The sequence below is a fragment of the Actinokineospora lacus genome (genome assembly GCF_053813445.1).
Genome location: NZ_JBQERA010000010.1, coordinates 229,871 through 248,270 on the forward strand (window position 1 = coordinate 229,871; position 18,400 = coordinate 248,270).

The following is an 18,400-nucleotide window of genomic DNA, read 5'->3' on the forward strand; positions in this document are numbered from 1 at the left end:
GCCGCGCCGGGGTGAGAAAGTCGCGCCCGGGGCGTCGGAGCGCACCGCCCCCGGACGACTATGGGGTGTGAGCCCCCAACCCCGGGCCCGACCCGATCCCGCCGTCGGCCTGCTCGAGCTCTACGACGAGGCGCTGCCCCACGTCTACGGCTACCTCATCGCCCGCGTCGGCGAGCCCGCCGTGGCCGAGGACCTCACCGCCGAGACGTTCCTGGCCGCCGTCGCCGCCGCCCGCAGACCCGACGCCGCCGCCGTGTCGGTCCCGTGGCTGATCGGGGTGGCCCGGCACAAGCTCGCCGACCACTGGCGCCGCGCCGCCCGCGACCGGCTGCGCGCCGTCGAGGAACCCGCCGACGTCAGCGACCCGTGGGACGGGGAGGTCGACGCCATCCTGGCGCGGCAGACCCTGGCCCGCCTCGGCCCGCACCACCGCGCCGCGCTGACCCTGCGCTACCTCGACGGGCTGGCGGTCCCCGAGGTCGCCGCCCACCTGGGCCGCACCGTCCACGCCACCGAGGCGCTGCTGGTCCGCGCCCGCGCCGCGTTCCGCCGCACCTACCCCGAGGGAGGGCAGCCGTGACCGACCCGCTCGAGGCCCTCCACACCCCCGCCACCCCCGTGGACCCCGACCCGGGGTTCGCCGACGACCTGCGCGAGCGCCTGCGCCGCGCCGTGCTGTCCTGGAAGGAACCCACTATGCCCACCCCCACCGAGGCCCTGCCGGAGTCCGCGCTGCCCACGGCCCCGGCCATCGCCCCCTACCTCGTCGTCGCCGACGCCCGCCGCGCCCTGCGCTGGTACCTCGACGTCTTCGACGGGCACCGCCGCGGCGAGGTCCACGAGATGCCCGGCGGCGCCATCGGCCACGCCGAGATCGGCATCGGCGACGCGGTGCTGATGCTCGCCGACGCCGACGCCGCGGGCGGTGTCCCCGTCGCCGCCCCCACCCCGGGGCAGCCGCACTCGCACACCCTGCACGTGCGCGTCGGCGACGTCGACGCGGTGTTCACCCGCGCCGTCGACGCGGGCGCCCACCCCGAGCGCCACCCCACCGACTACCCGTACGGGCGCGTCGGCGTGCTCGTCGACCCCTTCGGGCACCGGTGGATGCTCAACGCCGAACCCGCCCACCCCAGCAGGGCCCGCGCCGGGGACGTCGGCTACACCACCATGGTCGTCGCCGACGCCGAGCGGGCGAAGACCTTCTACGGTGCGGTGCTGGGCTGGACGTTCAGCGGCGGGTCGGTGCCCGGCGGCTGGCAGGTCGAGGGCCGCGACATCGGCCTGTGGGGCGCGGCGGGCGCGGCGCCGCGGGTGGACCTGTGCTTCCGGGTCGCCGACCTGGGCGCCGCGCTGGAGCGGGTGCGCGAGCAGGGCGGCACCGCCTCGGCCGTCGACACCAAGCCCTACGGCCTCTACGCCGAGTGCGCCGACCCCGACGGCACCGCCTTCCAGCTCTGGCAGAGCGTGACCTGACGGTCCTGGCAGGGCTTTCGCCAGGTCGGAGGCCAGGAGCGACACCACCGGCAGGCGGGCGCTGACGTCGAGGCCGCGATCTGGGGCGGTGTGTGGCGGCGTTGCCCGACAGGCCGTCGCGTCGCCGCAGGTCGCAGCGACCTGACTCGCAGCGACCTGACGAAGCCCTGCTAGAAGGCGGGCCAGGGGATGGGGCGCCCCGCCGGGTCGGGCACCGGGAACAGCGGGGCGCCCAGCAGCCGCGCCACCCGGGTGCGCAGCGCCTTGACCTCCCGCAGCGTCAGGTGCTCGCCCAGGGTGTCGGCGACGGTGCCGTCGAGGCCGGACTTGAGGCGGGCGAGGGCGTCGAGGATGTCGGCGGGCAGCGGCTCCCCCGCCCACCCCCACAGCACCGTGCGCAGTTTCGGCTCGGCGTGCAGGCAGATGCCGTGGTCGACGCCGTAGACGCCGCCGTCGGTGCCGTGCAGGACGTGCCCGCCCTTGCGGTCGGCGTTGTTGAGCACGATGTCGAGGGCGGCCAGGCGGGCCACGGCGACGTCGGCGGCGTGCACGAGCACCGCGGGGTCGCCGTGGCGGTCCAGGGCGCGCAGCACGGTGCGCCAGCCCGCCGGGACGTCGCCGGGGGCGCGGATGTCGACGAGGTCGTCACCGTCCTTGGTGTCGACCCACAGCTGCACCATCCCCGGCCCGAGCGGCCCGTCGCGCAGCACCGTCGGCGGGATGACGTCCAGCCCGGCGGCGCGGGCGATGAGGTGGGCGGCGACCTCCCGCCCGGCCAGCGTCCCGTCGGGGAAGTCCCACAGCGGCCGTTCCCCGCGCACCGGCTTGTACACGCAGCGCGCGGTGACCCCGTCGAGGGTGATGGCGCAGAACAGGGTGACGTTGGAGGCGTCGACCAGCCTGCCCTCGATGTCGATGTCGCCGCGCGTCAGGAAGTCCCCGGCGGCCGGGTCGGTGGGGGAGATCACCTCAGGTCAGGTTTCCTCGCCGCGGCGGTAGCCGTTCTGGCGGGGGCAGACGTGCCCGACCGGGTCCAGTGGCTCCCCGCACAGCGGGCACGGCTTGCGCCCGGCCTTGAGGACGCGCCCGGCGCGCTCGGCGAAGGCGCGCGCCATGACCGGAGTGAGGAACACCCGCACCGCGTCGGGGCCTTCCTCGGTGTCGTCGAGCACGACGGACTCGTCGACCTCGCCCTCGGTGATGGCCAGCAGCTCGATGACCACCGCGCTGCTGTCGGCGTCCCAGCCCAGGCCCATCGTGCCGACCCGGAACTCCTCCTCGACGGGCACGGTCAGCGGCTCGGAGTCGACCTGCTCCTCCTCGACCTCGTCGGGGACCTCGGCGCCGAAGCGGCGGTGCACTTCCTCCAGCAGCGACCCGATGCGCTCAGCGAGCACCTGGACCTGCTGTTTCTCGATGGTGACGCTGACGGTTCTGACGTTCTCGACCGCCTGCAGATAGAACGTGCGGTCGCCGGGCTGCCCGACGGTGCCCGCGACGAAGCGGTCGGGCTGGCGGAAGACGTGAATGACGCGAGCCATGGCACCTTTGACCTTATTGCACGAGGCGGGGACGAGCAGGTCGTGCCCCCTGGACAGCGTTGACGTGTCCACCGTATCGGTCGGCGCCGGGGACCTCGGTAGGGTCGTGGGCGTGGTCAGGATCGCCGCCCACGGCGCGTGGGAGTCCCCTATCGATGCCGCCGACGTCGCGCGCGCGAGCAGCACCCCCGCGTGGGTGACCCAGCACACCTCCGGGGTGTGGTGGACGCGCTCGTGCCCGGACGAGGGCGGGCGGCTGGCGGTGATGCGCGAGGGCCGCGACGGGCCGGTGCGGGTGCTGGGCGCGCCGTGGAACGCCCGCAACCGGGTGCAGGAGTACGGGGGCCGCCCGTTCGTCCTGCTCGGGGACCGGCTGGTGTTCACCGAGTGGAGCGACCAGCGCCTCTACGCCCTGGACACCGGCGCCGACGGCGCGCAGCCGCTGCCGCTGACCCCGGCGCCCGCGCGGGAGCACGGCCTGCGCTACAGCGACCTCACCGCGGGACCGGGCGGGACCGAGGTGTGGTGCGTGCGCGAGAGCGTCACCGGCGATGCCCCCACCGACGTCACCCGCGACCTGGTGGCGGTCTCGCTCACCGGCGGGGTCCGGGAGCTGGGCGCCTCGCACCACTTCATGACCGCCCCCTCCCCGTCGCCGGATGGCCGGTTCGCGGCGTGGATCGGCTGGTCGCACCCCGAGATGCCGTGGGAGTCCACCGAGCTGTGCGTGGCCGCCGTCGGCGCGGACGGGCGCCTCGGGCCGCACCGGGTGGTCGCGGGCGGGCCGGGTGAGTCGGTGTGCCAGGTGGTGTGGGAGGCGCCGGACTCGCTGCTGGCGGTGACCGACCCGGGCGGCTGGTGGAACCTGGTGCGCGTGGGCCTGGACGGGTCGGTGGCGACCCTCGCCCCCGGGGAGCACGAGCTGGGCGGCCCGCTGTGGCAGCTGGGCCGCCGCTGGTTCGCCCCGCTGGGCGGCGGGCGGCACGCGGTGCTGCGCTCGGGGCGCCTGGCGATCCTGGACGAGCGCAGCGGCACCGTCACCGACGTCGACTCCGACTTCGCGGTGTGGACCGCGGACCTGCACGCCGCCGACGGGGTGATCGCCGGGTGCGCGGCGGGCCCGCGCACCGACTGGACGGTGCTGACCCTGGACCTGTCCACCGGCGAGCAGCGCGAGCTCACCACCGCGACGACCCCGGACCCGCGGTACCTGCCCGAGCCCGAGCACCGGGTGATCACCTCCCCGGACGGGCACGGCGTGCCGGTGCTGCTGTACCCGCCGACCAACCCCGACTTCACCGGCCCGCCGGGCACGGCCCCGCCGTACCTGGTCTACCCGCACAGCGGCCCCACCACCGCCTTCCACACCGCCCTGGACCTCGACATCGCCTACTTCACCAGCCGCGGCCTCGGGGTGGTCGCCGTCGACTACGGCGGCTCGACCGGCTACGGGCGCGCCTTCCGGGAGCTGCTGGCCCAGCGGTGGGGTGTCCTCGACGTCGCCGACACCACCGCGGTCGCCGCGGCCCTGGCCGCCGACGGGGTGGCCGACCCGGCGCGGCTGGCGGTGCGCGGGGGCAGCGCCGGGGGGTTCACCGCCGCGCTGGCCGTGGCCACCGGCGGGGTGTTCGCCTGCGCGACCCTGATGTACCCGCTGCTGGACCTCTCCGGCTGGCCCGAGGGGCGCGTCGAGACCCACGACTTCGAGTCCCGCTACGTCGAGGGGCTGGTGGGGTCGCTGCCCGAGCACGCCGCGCGCTACCGGGACCGCTCCCCGCTGACCCATGTCGCGACAGTGGCGGTGCCGGTGCTGGTCTTGCAGGGCGCCGAGGACCCGGTGTGCCCGCCGGAGCAGGTCGACCGGTTCGTCGCCGGGCTGGGCGTGCCGCACGCGTACCTGAGTTTCGACGGCGAGCAGCACGGGCTGCGGCGCACGGAGTCGATCGTCGCCGCGCACGAGGCGGAGCTGTCCTTCTACGGGCAGGTGTTCGGGTTCACCCCGCCCGGGGTGCCGGTGCTGGAGCTGGCCCCGTGAGCAGGCTGCGCCCGTCGCGGCTGCGGGAGGGCTGCACCGTCGCCGTCGTCGCCCCGGCGGGCCCGGTCGAGGCGGACCTGCTGGCGGCCGGGGTCGCGGCGCTGGAGTCGTGGGGGCTGGCGGTGCGCGTCGGCGAGCACGTCCTGGACCGCCACCCGACGCTGCCCTACCTGGCCGGGCGCGACGCCGACCGGGCCCGCGACCTGCAGGACGCCTGGTGCGACCCACAGGTGGACGCGGTGCTGTGCGCGCGCGGCGGCTACGGCTCGCAGCGCATGGTGGACCTGCTGGACTTCGCCGCCCTGGCCCAGGCGGGCCCGAAGGTGTTCGCCGGGTCCAGCGACGTCACCGCCCTGCACGCGGCGTTCGCCGGGCTGGACGTGGTGACGCTGTTCGCGCCGATGGTGGCGGGCGCCCTGTTCGACGCCGAGGCCCGCGAGCACCTGCGGGCGACGCTGTTCGAGCCGGAGTCCACGCTGCTGCTGCGCGGCCCGCACGCGGCCACCGCCGAGCACGGCGTCGCCGAGGGCGTCACCTGCGGGGGGACGCTGAGCCTGCTGGCCGCGGACCTGGGGTCCCTGGACGCCACCCCGCCGCCGGACGGGTCGATCCTGCTGCTGGAGGACGTCGGGGAGGACCCGTACCGGGTGGACCGGCTGCTGACGCAGCTGCTGCGGGCGGGCTGGTTCACCGGGGTGTCGGGGATCGCGCTGGGCTCGTGGAGCGGCTGCGGGCAACCGCACCAGATCTACGACGTGGTGGCCGACCTGCTCGGCGGGCTGGGGGTGCCGATGGTGTGGGAGCTGGGTTTCGGGCACTGCCCCGGGCAGCTGACCATCCCCCTCGGCGTGCACGCCCGCCTGGACGCCGACGACGGCACCCTGACGGTGTCCGAGCCCGCCCTCGCCTAGGCCCCGCACCGGGTCGCGGTGGGAATCGGCGGCACCGGAGCCGCGATCTTCGCGGGTCTTCCCGGCCAGGTCGGATATCAGCGGCACCCATCAGGGCAGGAGAACTCACCTACAATTCACGGGTGGATGTTCGGCTTATCGGGCATGTGCGGATAGTGGATTCGGTTGGCACCATCGAGCTCGGACGGCCTCAGCGTCGCCTCGTGCTCGCCGCGCTGGCGATCGATGCGGGCGTGATCGTCGCCGTGGAAGAACTGCAGCGCAGGGTGTGGGACGACGACGTCCGGCCCGAAGGCGCGCGCCGCGGCCTGCACGCGCACATCAGCGCGTTGCGCCGGGCCCTGCGTCCGTTGGCCGACCACGGGCCGGTGCGGATTCTCAGCCGCGCCAACGGATATGTGTTGGACGTCGACCCGCACGCGGTGGACATCCTGCGTGTCGATCGGCTGATGGCGCGGGCGCAGGCCGATCCGGAACCGGACAGTGCCCTGCGTCTGTTGCGGGAGGCCAGACAAACGGCGGAGGGCACGCCGTTGACCGGGCTCGAGTCGCGGTGGGCCGAGGGGGTGCGACTGCGCTGGCACACCAGGTATCGCGATGTGCTCACCGCCTGGGCGCGGGCGGAGATCGGCGCGGGACATCCCGACGTCAGTGTGGAGCCGTTGCGTCGACTGGCAGGCGACCACCTCCACGATCAACATCTGGTCGGCACGCTCATGCTGGCTCTTTATGCCACTGGGCGGCCGAAAGACGCGCTGGATTTGTTCCAGCGGGCCTATCAGCAGATCGTGAAGCAGGACGGCGTGGAGATCGGGCCGGAATTGACCCAAACGCAGCTCGGCATTCTGCGCGGCGATCTGCCCACAGCGGCGCCGGGCACGCGTCGCGACCGCGTCGTCGGGCCCGACCGAGCGGTCGGTGGCCCGGTGCGGATCGGCGCGCTGCCGCCACGAGCCGACAACTTCCAGGCCCGAGCGGCCTCCGAGGTGCTCCGCGCGGCGACCGGGCCCGGGCAGACCACCGTGCTCACCCAGGTGGTCGCGGGCCTCGGCGGGGTGGGCAAGACCCAGCTCGCGGCGGAGTTGGCCCGGCAGCTGCTGGCCGAAGCGGAGCTGGACCTGCTGCTGTGGGTGTCAGCGCTCAGCCGCGACGCCGTCGTCTCGAACTACATGGTCGCCGGGTCGGTGCTCGCGCTCGGTCCTGAGAACGAGGCGCCCGAGCGGACCGTCGCCCGGCTGCTGTCCTTCCTGGCCACCACCACCCTGCGCTGGCTGGTGGTCCTGGACGACCTCGCCGGTCCGGCGGACATCCGTGACCTGTGGCCGCCCGAGCGGCCCAACGGGCGCACGGTGGTCACCACCCGGCGGCGTGACGCGGACCTTCTCACGGGACGCAACCTCGTCGAGGTCGCGGTGTTCACCGAAGCGGAAGCCACGGCGTACATACGGCGCAAACTGGGGCGCTTCCCGCTGCTGGCCGACGACGTGCTCGGTGTCGTGGCCGACCTGGGCGCGTTGCCGCTCGCCCTGAGCCACGCCGCCGCCTACATGATCGACCTCGATCTGCCGTGCAGCGCCTACCGGACGCGATTCGCCGATCACAAACGCCGCCTCACGGACCTGTTCCCCGCCGCGGGCACCCTGTATGACGGCACCTCCCACACGGTGGCGACCACCTGGTTCACCTCGATCCAGGCCGCCGACAGGTTGCCCCCGGTCGGCCTCGCGCAACCGCTGCTGGAGATCGTCAGCTCGCTGAACCCCCACGGCATTCCCGAAGGCGTTTTCGCCGCGCCGGCCGCGCAGCGGTACTTCGCCGGGCGTCTGGGACGACGACCGGGTCCGGAGGAGATCCGCGACGGGTTGCGCGGCCTGCACCGGTTTCACCTCATCGACCACACCGACGGGATCATCCGTGTGCACGCCCTCGTGCAGCGGGCCGTGCGGGAGGTGCTCGGCGCGGAGAAGTCGACGGCCGTCGCGCGCGCCTCCGCCCAGGCGATCCTCGAGATCTGGCCCGCCGCCGACGTTGACGACGGCCAGTTGCTGCGCGCCAATGCGATGGCACTGCAGGACAACTGGTCGGCGGCGATCTGGGACCCGACCCGCGGCATCCACCCGGTGATGCTGCGCACCGTCGAGAGCCTGGGGTTCGCCGTTCAGCTCAGCGAGGCGATTCGGCTGTGCCGCCAGCTGACCGAGAGGGCGGTCGAGCACCTCGGCGGGGATCACCGCGACACGTTGACCCTGCGCAACCAGCTCGCCGTGTGGCTGGGCGACGCGGGCGAGTCCCGGGAAGCGATCACCAGCCTCGGAGCGCTGGTCGTGGACACCACAGCGGCGCTGGGGCGGGATCATCCGTTGACCATCAGCGTGCGAAGGGACCTCGGCTACCAGTGGGGCCAGGCCGGGTTTCCGGCGAAAGCGGTCTCGGAACTCGACACGGCGCTGCAGGACCAGCGGCGTGTCCTCGACCCGGATGACAGGGCGATCGCCACCACGCGTGTCCAATTGGTGTTTTGGCGGGCCAAGGCCGGGGACACCGGGACCGCGATCAGCGAGTTGGAGGCGCTCGCGGCCCAGGCGGCCCGGCAACGGGGCGCCCACCACCCGGAGACATTCGAGTTGCGCGGCCTGCTGGCCCAGTTCCGCCCGGATGCCGCGCGGTCGGCTCAGGAGATGCGGCAGGTGCTCGATGACATGCGGCAGGCGTTGGGCGCGAGTCACCGGACCGTGTCGGTCATGCGGCTCAACACGGCCATGCGCCAGAAGGATGCGGGCGATCTGACCGCCGCTGCCGCCGCGCTGGAGGAACTGCTCGTCGATCGGATGAGATCCCATGGGCCCTACCACCGCGACACGGTCGCCACCCGCCACGGCCTCAGTGAGGTTCGCACCGAGCTGGGCGACTTCGCGGGTGCCGCGACCGAGTTGGCGGAGGTGATCGAGGGCATGCGCCGGTTGGCGGGCCCGATGCACTCGGACACGCTCCGACGGCGATTCGAGCACGCCCATGTGCTCGGGCTCGCAGGCCAGCCCGAGCACGCCGCCGACCTGTTGCGGTCGCTCCTCGCCGACCAACTCAGGGTTTCCGGCGATGAGACGGACGAGTCGGTCGCCACCCGCGATGCCGTGGCCCGATGGGAACGCGCCGCGGAAGACGGCGACCCCTGACCGCCCCCGAGCAGGCGTGTCCCAGCGCGCACGAACGATGCCACCGGTTCTCCGGGGCGGCAACAATCCGTCAACATCGCGGTCCACAGCCGGGTTCGACTCTGTGTGCTCAGCGCACACCGACCCGGAAGGGATCTCATGAGCTTTCTCGGCCGCAGCAACTCCCATCGATGGGCTCGTCGCCGCAGGGCCGTCGTCGTGGCGCTCAGCGTCATCCTGGCGTTGGTCGTCAGTGGCGGTACCGCCCACGCGGTTGGTTACAAGCAATTCACCTCGGGAAACGACTTCAGGTCCGGGGACTGCACAATGTTCCGCGGTGCGTCCTGGACGCTGTCCTCGGACGGGACGGCAGAGTTCAACGGAGTCGTCACCAGCGGCGACAACAACGACGCGTGGCTGATGTGGGTCGACCTGAAGAACGCCTACGGCCAGTCGATTGGCCGTCTCGTGGCCAACACCCACTGGGACGACCTGACGAAGTTCGTCAAGAACCTGCCTGATCGCACCCGTCAGTACTCGTGGAACCAGATGGGCACCTATCCAGCCCACCTCTTCGCCCAGACCCACACACTGACGATGAGCTACCGCTGCTGATCGAGGGGCCGGCCAAGGCCACGGGCAGGACCGTGCCGCGCCTGGCGCTGGAGGTCGAGCGGCTCCGCAGTGAGCCGTCCCGGACGCGACGTGGCCCCGCCAGATCTCGGCGGGGCCACGTTCGACGTGGTGGTGGGGTGTGGTCAGTCTGGCCGGAGCGGGTCGACGAGTTCGATGCCGACGCGTCTCCGCGGGGGGCGCCGGTCTGATGGGACTAGTGGGTTCCGGTCGCCGCGAGGGTGGCGGCGGCGGTGCGCAGGGCGGCCCCGGCGCTGGCCACGACCGGGTCGCCGTGGCCGAAGCAGGCGATCTCCACCCCGGGCAGCTCGGCCTGGGCGGTGAAGGAGGCAACGGCCTGGGCGGGGTCGGCGTTGAACACCCCGAGGATCACCTGCCCGTCGTGGGAGGCGATGGTGTCGCCGGTGAACAGCACCCCGTGGGCGGGCAGGTGCAGCGCGACGCTGCCCGGGGTGTGCCCGGGGACGGGGATGACGCGGGCGCCGTCGCCGAAGTCGAGGACCTCCCCGCCGTGCAGGACCACGTCGACCGGGCAGGGCGGGGCGGGCGGCACCCCGGGCACGATCCGGTCGTACAGCTCCTGTTCCCAGTCGGTGAGCACCGGCACCGGGGGCGGCGCCTCGCCCCGCACGAGGGGGGTGTCGTCGCGGTGGGCGTGCACCGGGGCGCCGTGCCAGGCGCGGACGTGCGCGGCGCCCCCGGCGTGGTCGTTGTGGCCGTGGGTGAGCACGATCCGGGTGATGGCGGCGGTGCCCAGGCCGAGTTCGGCGACGGCGGCGGCGATCGCCGGACCGGACCCGGCGGCCCCGGTGTCGATCAGGGTCAGCTGGTCCCCGTCGCGCCACAGGTAGGCCTGTCCGACGGGGAAGCGCAGCATGCTCAGCCGCTGGGTGATCCGCATGTCCGCGAGGCTAGGCCGCGCCTGTGGCGGGCGTCCCCGTGTTCGCCCAGGGCATGACGGCCGGGGTGGCGTCACCGGGGAACGTGCCCGCCACCCCGGCCGGGGGTCCTGTCAGCCCAGGCGCGCTTCGAGGGCCTCGATGCGCTCGACGAGGGATGTGAGGGCGGCGGCGGCGACCGCGGCCGACCTCTCCCCGCTCTGGGCGCGCAGGTGCACATACCCGGCCAGGGCGGCGGTGACGGTGGAGCGCACCACCCGCGGTTCGGCGCCTGCCGCGCGCAGCGCCGCCCCGCCGGGCCCGTCGGGTTCGGCGGCCAGGCCGAGGAGCAGGTGTTCGCAGCCGATGTAGTTGTGCCCCAGGGCGGCGGCCTCGGTGACGGCCAACTCCAGGGCGTTGGCGGCGTCGGAGCCGAAACGCTCCCCGGAGCCTCCGGCGCCCTCGGAGTTCTCTGTGCCCTCGTTCTCTGTGCCCTCTGCGGGGGTGAGGGCAGCGCGCACCCGGGCGGGGGTGATGTCGAGGGCGGCGAGCACGCGCAGCGCCAGGTTGCTGCCCTCGGCGAGGATGCCCTCGACGAGGTGGGCGGTGCCGACCTCGGCGGCGCCCTGGGCGCGGGCGGCGTCGATGCCCAGCCGCACGGCGGCGCGGGCGCGGTCGGTGAAGTGGGGCAGGTCGGCGTCGGCCTCGGCCAGCGTGGTCGCGCGGATCGCGGTGACGCGGCGCACGGACTGTTCGAGGGCGCGCTGGCAGATGGCCGAGACGGGCACTCCGGAATCGCGGACGGCCTCGGCGAGGTCGTCGGGCAGGTACACATTCACCTTGGGCATACCCCCAAGGCTACCCCTAGTTGGGGTTACACACGAGCGAGTTCGTCGCGGTCACTGAACAGGCGCAGCGGGTCCGGGCGCAGCAGCGAGATCCCGGCCAGCACCGACACCGCCACCGCGCAGGCGATGAACGGCCAGTTGTAGAGCAGGTCCTCCCCGTTCGGGGAGTAGGTCAGCACCAGGAACACCGCCCCGGCGACCAGGATCGCCAGCTGGCGCCGCTGCCAGGCCAACGCCGCGGCGATGACGAAACCCCAGCTCAAATACCAGGGCAGCATGGTCGGGGACAGCACGGCGATGGCGATGAACACGAACGCCATGCGCCGCACCGCGTCCGGGCCGCCGCCGCGCGCGCGCCACCACTGGCGCACGGCGATGGTGAAGAACACCAGCCCGCCCAGGACGCGCACGATGTTGACGAACCAGCTCTTGTTCGCCTCGACGAACAGCGAGACCACCGAGTGGATGACCTCCCCGATCGCCGTCGGCAGCGACAACCAGTTGACGATCATGGTGGGGGCGTTGACCGAGTTCAACCAGCCCAGGTCGAACGAGCCGAGCGCCAGGTACGTCGCCCCCACGAACGTGGCCAGGAACGTGGCCAGCGCCGCGCTGAACGCGCGCAGGAAGTTCCGCAGCGGCGTGGAACTCAAATGCCCCGCCCACACCCACACCAGGAACGGCAGCGCGATCATCGAGGTCGCCTTCACCGCCGCCCCCAACGTCACCAGCACCACCCCCAGCACGTGGCGTCGGTCCAGCACGCACAGCGCCCCCGCGGCGAGGAACCCCACCATCAGCAGGTCGTTGTGCGGGCCGCCGACGAGGTGCACCACCGTCATCGGCCCGGCCACCGCCAGCCACAGCGCCACCGGCAGCGACCCGCCCAGGTGCCGCACCAGCCCCGGCAGCGCCCACAGCACCAGCCCGAGCCCGACGAGCAGCACCAGCCGGGTCAGGATCACCCCGGCGATGACGTTGCTGCCCGACACCGCCGCCACCCCCTTGGCGAGCAGGATGAACAGCGGCCCGTAGGGCGCCGGGGTCGACACCCAGAACGGGTGCACGTTCTGCACGATCTCCGGCACCCCGAGCATGATCGGCCCGACCGCGTACGGGTCCATGCCGTGCAGCGGCAGCGCGCCCTGGGCGAGGTAGGAGAACACGTCACGGGTGAAGATCGGCGGGGCGATCAGCAGCGGCGCGGTCCAGCTCGCCGCGGCGATGAGCACCGCCCGCGACCCGACCCGCCCGGCCAGCACGTGCCTGCCCAGGCGCACCCACGCCCACACCGTCATCAGGAACCCGATGTAGAGCAGCCCCGTGGCCAGCATCTGCCCGTGCCCGTAGCGAATCCACGACAGCGGCCCGTGCCCCAGGACCGGGTCGCGGGCCAGGATGCCCGCCGCGCCGAAGGCCCCCAGCAGCACCAGCACGCTGCCCGCCGCGCCCAGGGCGATGGTGCGCACCGGCAGCGGTCCGGACACCGGCGCGACCGCGTCGACGGCGGGCTCTGCGTTGTGTGCGACCAAGGACTCGTCCGTGTCTGGGGAGGGGCCTGCGGTGGTGGTCATCGGGAGCTGAGCCTACACAGCCACATCCGGGGCGTTTCGCGCAATGCGCACCCTGGCAACCGCCGAACGGGTCAGGTGGGGGCGGGCCTGCCGGTGCGCGGGAGCGCCGCGAGCAGCGACCGGGTGTAGGGGTGCTCGGGCTCGGTGAGCACCCGATCCACGGGCCCGTGCTCGACGACCCGCCCGGCCCGCATGACCACCACCCGGTCGGCCACCGTCCACGCCACCCCCAGGTCATGGGTGATCACGAGGGCGGCCAGCCCGAGGCGGGCCCGCAGCCGCAGCAGCAGCGCCAGGATCTCCCCGCGCACCGAGGCGTCCAGCGACGCCACCGGCTCATCGGCCACCAGCAGCCGCGGCGAGAGCGCCAACGCCGCGGCGATCACCACCCGCTGGCGCTGCCCGCCGGAGAGCTCGTGCGGCAGCGCCGCCAGGTACCGCGACGGCGGCCGCAGCTCCGCCTCGCTCAACGCCCGGGCGACCAGCTCGTCCTCGTCGCCGGGGACCTTGTGCACCCGCAGCCCCTCGGCGACGGCGTCACCGACCCGGTGGCGCGGGTTGAGCGCGCTGCCCGGGTCCTGCGCGATCCACTGCACCCCCCGCCGATACGTGCGCAGCGCCCGCCCCCGCGCCGGGACCGGCTCCCCGTCCACCAGCACCTGCCCACCGTCGGGGCGCACCAGGCCCAGCACCGCGCGGGCCAGGGTCGTCTTGCCCGACCCCGACTGCCCCACCAGCGCCACGATCTCCCCGGCCCGCACGTCCAGGCTCGCCCCGTCCACCGCGACGGTGTCACCGAAACGCACCCGCAGGTCCCGCACCCGCAGCAACTCCCCACCGATGCGCTCGGTCCCCGCCGGGGGCGCCGCACCGGCGGTCGCGGGGGCGTGGCGGTGGCGCGGGTCGCCCACGGCGGGAAACGCCGCCACCAGCGCCCGCGTCTTCGGATGCCGCGGCGAGCCCACCACCCGCGCGGTCGGCCCGGACTCCACGATCACCCCGGCGTCCATCACCGCCAGGCGCCCACACGTGCGCGCCAGCACCGACAGGTCGTGGCTGATCAGCAGCATCCCGATGCCCCGCTCGGCGACCAGCCCCGCCAACAGGTCCAGCACCTGCGCCTGCACCACCACGTCCAGCGCGGTCGTCGGCTCGTCGGCCACGATCAGCCGCGGCCCGCACGCCAACGCCATCGCGATCATCACCCGCTGCTTCTGCCCACCGGAAAGCTCGTGCGGGTAGGCCCGCGCCCGCGCCGCGGGCAGCTCCACCTGGGTCAGCAGCTCGGCCACCCGCGCCCGCGCCTCCCCGGCCCCCACCCCCGGCTCGTGCAGGCGGATCGGCTCGGCGATCTGCTCCCCCACCCGGCGCACCGGGTTGAGCGCGTGCATCGCCCCCTGGAACACCACCGACGCCGACGCCCAGCGCAGCGCCCGCAGCGCCCCCCAGCTCAACGCCCCCACCTCGGCCCCGTCGAGCAGGATCGAACCCTCCACCGCCGCGGTGCGCGGCAGCAGCCGCAGCAGCGACAGCGCCACCGTCGACTTCCCGCACCCGGACTCCCCCGCCAGGCCCAGCGCCTCCCCCGCCGCGACATCCAGGTCCACCCCGCGCACGGCGTGCTCACCCGGGTAGCGCACCCGCAGGCCCCGCACGCTCAACACCGGCGTCGGCTCGCTCACCGTCATCCCCGCTCCTCGAGCCGCGGGTCCAGCACCGTCTCCAGCGCCCGCCCGACCAGCGTCACCGCCAGCACGATCCCGGCGATGGCCAACCCCGGCGGCACCAAATACCACCAGGCACCCGCGGTGACCGCCCCGGTGCTCGACGCCGAACGCAGCATCGCCCCCCACGAGACCGCCGTCGGATCACCCAACCCCAGAAACGACAGCGTCGACTCCGCCACGATCGCCGTGCCCACCGCCAACGTCGTGTTGACGAACACCAGCGGCAGCACCCCGGGCAGCACGTGCCTGCCCACCACGTGCAACTGCCCACCACCCAGGGCGTGTGCCCGCTCCACGTACGGGCGCGCCGCCACCGTCAACGTCTGCGCCCGCACCAGCCGCGCCGCCGAGGGCCACGACGTCAACCCGATCGCCAGCACGATCGTGCCCACCCCGCGCTCCAGCACCGTCGACAACGCGATCGCCAGCACCAGCGACGGCAGCACCAGGAAGAAGTCGGTGACCCGCATCAACCCCGCCGACACCCACCCACCGGCCATCGCCGCCACCAACCCGACCAGCGTCCCGATCCCCACCGACAGCACCGCCGCCGACACCCCCACCAGCAGCGACACCCGCGCCCCCCACCACGTCAGCAACAACACCGAGCGGCCGTTCTCATCAGTGCCCAACCAGTACCGCCCACTCGGCGACGCCAGGCGCTCCCCACTCGCCCGAGTCACGTCCAACCCCGCCGGGTCCGACAGCCACGGCGCGAACACCGCCAGCAGCGCCACCGCCACCAGCACCCCCGCCCCGATCAGCCCACCGCGGCTCACGAGGCCCGCACCCGCGGGTCCAGCACCCGGTACAGCAGGTCCGCCGCCAGGTTCGCCAGCACCACCGCCGCGGCCAACACCAGGAACGTGCCCTGCAACAGCGGCAGGTCCGGGCCCCGCAGCGCCTCATAGGTCAACAGCCCCAACCCCGGCCACGAGAACACCGTCTCCACCGTGATCGCACCCGACACCACCAACCCCAGGTGCAGGAACACCAGCGTCACCGTCGGCAGCAGCGCGTTGGGCACCGCGTGACGGCGCAACACCTGGTCCTCGCTGAGCCCCTTCGCCCGCGCCGTCAGCAGGTGCGGCGCGCTGAGCTCCTCCACCAGCGACGAGCGCATCACCAACTGGTACTGCGCGTACACCACCGCCACGAACGTCACCACCGGCAACACCATGTGGTGGGCGGTGTCCAGCGCCTGGGACAGGAAATCCGGCGGCGTGTCCGGGTAGACGATCCCCCCGGACGGGAACAGCCCCGAGGTCGCCGAGAGCAGCAGCAACCCCAACCAGAACGTCGGCACCGACCACAACCCCAGCGCCACCCCCGTCGCCACCCGGTCGAAACGCCCCCCACGCCGCCACGCCGACCGCGTCCCCAGCCACAGCCCAAACGCCACCGCGATCACCGTCCCGGTCCCCACCAGCAGCAGCGTCGGCCCGACCCGCTCGGCGATCTTCTGCGCCACCGGCACCCGGAAGGTGTAGGACACCCCCAGGTCCCCGCGCAGCAACCCGCCCAGGTAGCCGAAGAACTGCTCCAGCATCGGCCGGTCCAACCCGTAGGCGGCCTCCAGCTCCGCGATCTGCGCCGCGCTGACCGGGCGCCCCCGCGTCATCGTCGTCACCGGGTCCCCCGGCAGCGCCCGGAACAGCAGGAACCCCAGCACCGCGATCAGCCCCAGGCTCAACGCGGCCCCACCGACCTTGCCCGCCACGTACCGGCCCAGCGCGCGCCGCGCGGGCCGCTCGACGGGCGCGACCTCGACCGGGGCGTCGCTCACTCGCGATCGCCCGCGCTCGCCGAGCGCCGCCGCGCCAGCAGCCACCCCGCCCCCGCCAGCAGCACCACCGCGCCGCCGACGATCCCCAGCACCAGCCCGGTGTTGGAGCCCGACTCCTCCCGCGCCAGCGGGGCACTGCTGTAGTAGCCCCAGTAGGACTGCTGATTCATGATCACCCCACCGGGGTCGGGGGACACCTGGAAGGCGGCGAAGCGGTCGGAGCGGTAGGCCTCCAGCATGTCGTCGTAGCCCAGGATCACCATCGGCGCCAACTCGTGCAGCCGCTCCTGCATCCGCTTGACCAGCTCCGCGCGCGCCCCCCGGTCGAACTCCGCGACCTGCTGGGCGTAGAGGGCGTCATAGCGCTCATCGCACAGGAAGCTGTCCGGCGTGGCGCCTTTGCCATCAGCGCCCGGACGGGCCGCGCACGTCTGCAGCGACAGCACGTAATCCGGGTCCGGGTTGGCGCTCCACCCGCTGTAGGCCAAGTCGAAGGTGCCCGCCGTGGTGGCCTCGTTCACCTTGGAGTCCGACACCGGCTGGACCTCCACCGCGATCCCCAGGTCCTTGAGCCAGGACACGATGAACGGCGCCGACTGCTCATCGAAGTTCGTGCCCGCGTGCGCCAGCAACCGCAACCGCAGCGGCCGCTTGCTCACCGGGTCCACCCGCACCCCGTCACCGCCACGCGCGTACCCGGCGGCGTCGAGGTCGGCGTTCGCCCCGGCGATGTCGAACGGGCGCGGCTGCGGCGGGCTCCAGTGGAACTCGGCGAACAACGGCGGGATGTAGCCCGAACCCGGCTCCCCGTACCCGCCCCACACCTTCTCCACCAGCGTCTTCGTGTCGACGGACTGGGCGATCGCCCGGCGCAGCACCGGATCGCGCAACGCCGGGTGCCCGTCACCGATCGGCGCGCCGCTGGAGTCCGCGGCGCCGGGGTTCATCAGCAGCTCGTTGAACCGCTTGCCCTTGGCCTTGTTGCGGGTGATGCCCTGATCGCCGTCGAGCTCGTCGAACTGCGCCGGGGTCAACCGGTTGACCAGGTCCACCTCCCCGTTGCGCAGCGCGGCCACCGCGGCGTCGGAGTTGCGGTAATAGACGAAGTCCAGGCGGTCGATCTTCGGCTTGCCCCGCCAGTACCGCTCGTTGGCGACCAGCCGCGTGTACTGGCCCTCCTTGAACTCGGTGATCACGAACGGGCCGCTGCCCACCATCGGGAACTCCGGCGCCGCCCCCGGGTCACGCCCCGACCACACGTGCTCGGGCACGATCGGCACGTCCAGGGCGGTCATCGTCGCCTGCGGGGACTTGGTCTTCACCACCAGCGTCCGCTCGTCCTCGGCCGCCACCGAGTCGAACAGCGCCACGAAGTTGCCGTTCGCCGTGCGCGCGGTCTCATCGCTCATCATCAGGTTCAGCGTGAACGCCGCGTCCTTGGCCGTGATCGGCTTCCCGTCACTCCACTGCGCGCCCTCACGCAGCGTGAAACGCCACATCAGCTTGTCCGCCGAGGGCTCCCACGACTCCGCCAGCGCGGGCACCGGCGCCAACGTCTTCGCGTCATAGGTGCTCAGCTGCTCGAACGTGGTGCGCAGCACGTCGGTGCCGGTGCGGGTGATCGACAGGAACGGGTTGAGCGAATCGATCTCCTGGGTCACCGCCACCCGCAGCGTCGTCTCCCCCTGCGCCTGGACCTGGCCCGCGGGGACGAACCCCGCCACCGCCAACGCCGCCACCAGCACGACCCGCACGCCGACCACCCCCGGACACCCGTAGTTGGGAAGAAAGTAACCACCCGGAGCGAGTCGGAGTCAATGACCCGTCCAATACCGGTAC

At 73.4% G+C, this 18,400-nt stretch carries 15 protein-coding genes; 6 read left to right on the forward strand and 9 right to left on the reverse strand.

What is annotated here, in order from left to right:
* Positions 1-67 precede the first annotated feature (67 nt).
* Both ACTG9Q_RS24450 and ACTG9Q_RS24455 read left to right on the forward strand, forming a co-directional pair.
* On the forward strand, positions 68-580 hold the full coding sequence (locus ACTG9Q_RS24450) for an RNA polymerase sigma factor (RefSeq protein WP_455575221.1): 513 nt from the start codon (positions 68-70) through the stop codon (positions 578-580).
* Positions 577-1,476 carry a VOC family protein gene (locus tag ACTG9Q_RS24455; RefSeq protein WP_455575222.1) on the forward strand — a complete coding sequence of 300 codons (900 nt, stop codon included), beginning with the start codon at positions 577-579 and terminating at the stop codon, positions 1,474-1,476. The genes ACTG9Q_RS24450 and ACTG9Q_RS24455 overlap by 4 nt, the downstream gene beginning before the upstream one ends.
* Positions 1,477-1,646: 170 nt before the next feature.
* On the opposite strand, the gene ACTG9Q_RS24460 is transcribed toward ACTG9Q_RS24455, so the two are convergent.
* A complete protein-coding gene (locus ACTG9Q_RS24460; protein ID WP_455575289.1) occupies positions 1,647-2,441 on the reverse strand; it encodes an SCO1664 family protein in 795 nt (264 codons plus the stop codon).
* A 9-nt stretch (positions 2,442-2,450) separates the two neighbouring features.
* A complete protein-coding gene (locus ACTG9Q_RS24465) occupies positions 2,451-3,017 on the reverse strand; it encodes a DUF3090 domain-containing protein (RefSeq protein WP_455575223.1) in 567 nt (188 codons plus the stop codon).
* A 112-nt stretch (positions 3,018-3,129) separates the two neighbouring features.
* Here ACTG9Q_RS24465 and ACTG9Q_RS24470 point away from each other — a divergent pair, with 112 nt between their 5' ends.
* The 4 genes from ACTG9Q_RS24470 to ACTG9Q_RS24485 all read left to right on the forward strand — a co-directional run bounded on the left by ACTG9Q_RS24470 (position 3,130) and on the right by ACTG9Q_RS24485 (position 9,730).
* Positions 3,130-5,052: a prolyl oligopeptidase family serine peptidase gene (locus ACTG9Q_RS24470; protein WP_455575290.1), complete on the forward strand. Its 1,923-nt coding sequence runs from the start codon at positions 3,130-3,132 to the stop codon at positions 5,050-5,052.
* The gene (locus ACTG9Q_RS24475; RefSeq protein ID WP_455575224.1) at positions 5,049-5,963 is read left to right on the forward strand and encodes a S66 peptidase family protein; all 915 of its coding nucleotides are present in this window, start codon (positions 5,049-5,051) and stop codon (positions 5,961-5,963) included. The genes ACTG9Q_RS24470 and ACTG9Q_RS24475 overlap by 4 nt, the downstream gene beginning before the upstream one ends.
* A gap of 203 nt (positions 5,964-6,166) precedes the next feature.
* On the forward strand, positions 6,167-9,136 hold the full coding sequence (locus ACTG9Q_RS24480; RefSeq protein WP_455575225.1) for a BTAD domain-containing putative transcriptional regulator: 2,970 nt from the start codon (positions 6,167-6,169) through the stop codon (positions 9,134-9,136).
* Positions 9,137-9,274: 138 nt separating this feature from the next.
* Positions 9,275-9,730 (forward strand): DUF6294 family protein, encoded by a 456-nt coding sequence (locus ACTG9Q_RS24485; protein WP_455575226.1) that lies wholly within the window; start codon positions 9,275-9,277, stop codon positions 9,728-9,730.
* A 214-nt stretch (positions 9,731-9,944) separates the two neighbouring features.
* Here ACTG9Q_RS24485 and ACTG9Q_RS24490 read toward each other — a convergent pair whose 3' ends face one another.
* From ACTG9Q_RS24490 to ACTG9Q_RS24520, 7 genes are all read right to left on the reverse strand, one after another.
* A complete protein-coding gene (locus ACTG9Q_RS24490) occupies positions 9,945-10,649 on the reverse strand; it encodes an MBL fold metallo-hydrolase (protein ID WP_455575227.1) in 705 nt (234 codons plus the stop codon).
* A gap of 111 nt (positions 10,650-10,760) precedes the next feature.
* Positions 10,761-11,474, reverse strand: a complete 714-nt coding sequence (locus tag ACTG9Q_RS24495; protein ID WP_455575228.1) for a Clp protease N-terminal domain-containing protein — start codon at positions 11,472-11,474, stop codon at positions 10,761-10,763.
* A 26-nt stretch (positions 11,475-11,500) separates the two neighbouring features.
* Entirely contained in the window at positions 11,501-13,048 is a 1,548-nt protein-coding gene (gene mptB / locus ACTG9Q_RS24500) for a polyprenol phosphomannose-dependent alpha 1,6 mannosyltransferase MptB (protein ID WP_455575229.1), read from the reverse strand.
* Between the two features lie 71 nt (positions 13,049-13,119).
* A complete protein-coding gene (gene nikE / locus ACTG9Q_RS24505; RefSeq protein WP_455575230.1) occupies positions 13,120-14,736 on the reverse strand; it encodes a nickel ABC transporter ATP-binding protein NikE in 1,617 nt (538 codons plus the stop codon).
* Positions 14,733-15,554, reverse strand: coding sequence for an ABC transporter permease (locus tag ACTG9Q_RS24510; protein WP_455575231.1), 822 nt, complete (start codon positions 15,552-15,554; stop codon positions 14,733-14,735). The genes nikE and ACTG9Q_RS24510 overlap by 4 nt, the downstream gene beginning before the upstream one ends.
* The gene (locus ACTG9Q_RS24515; protein ID WP_455575232.1) at positions 15,551-16,561 is read right to left on the reverse strand and encodes an ABC transporter permease; all 1,011 of its coding nucleotides are present in this window, start codon (positions 16,559-16,561) and stop codon (positions 15,551-15,553) included. Before ACTG9Q_RS24515 ends, ACTG9Q_RS24510 begins: the two co-directional genes overlap by 4 nt.
* Entirely contained in the window at positions 16,558-18,315 is a 1,758-nt protein-coding gene (locus ACTG9Q_RS24520; protein WP_455575233.1) for an ABC transporter substrate-binding protein, read from the reverse strand. The genes ACTG9Q_RS24515 and ACTG9Q_RS24520 overlap by 4 nt, the downstream gene beginning before the upstream one ends.
* Positions 18,316-18,400 lie beyond the last annotated feature (85 nt).

Excerpts from the sequence above, each read along its gene's own strand:
- ACTG9Q_RS24465 (WP_455575223.1), bottom strand. The coding sequence starts at position 3,017 with ATGGCTCGCGTCATTCACGTCTTCCGCCAGCCCGACCGCTTCGTCGCG.
- ACTG9Q_RS24485 (WP_455575226.1), top strand. The coding sequence starts at position 9,275 with ATGAGCTTTCTCGGCCGCAGCAACTCCCATCGATGGGCTCGTCGCCGC.
- ACTG9Q_RS24490 (WP_455575227.1), bottom strand. The coding sequence starts at position 10,649 with ATGCGGATCACCCAGCGGCTGAGCATGCTGCGCTTCCCCGTCGGACAG.
- ACTG9Q_RS24495 (WP_455575228.1), bottom strand. The coding sequence starts at position 11,474 with ATGCCCAAGGTGAATGTGTACCTGCCCGACGACCTCGCCGAGGCCGTC.
- mptB (WP_455575229.1), bottom strand. The coding sequence starts at position 13,048 with ATGACCACCACCGCAGGCCCCTCCCCAGACACGGACGAGTCCTTGGTC.
- nikE (WP_455575230.1), bottom strand. The coding sequence starts at position 14,736 with ATGACGGTGAGCGAGCCGACGCCGGTGTTGAGCGTGCGGGGCCTGCGG.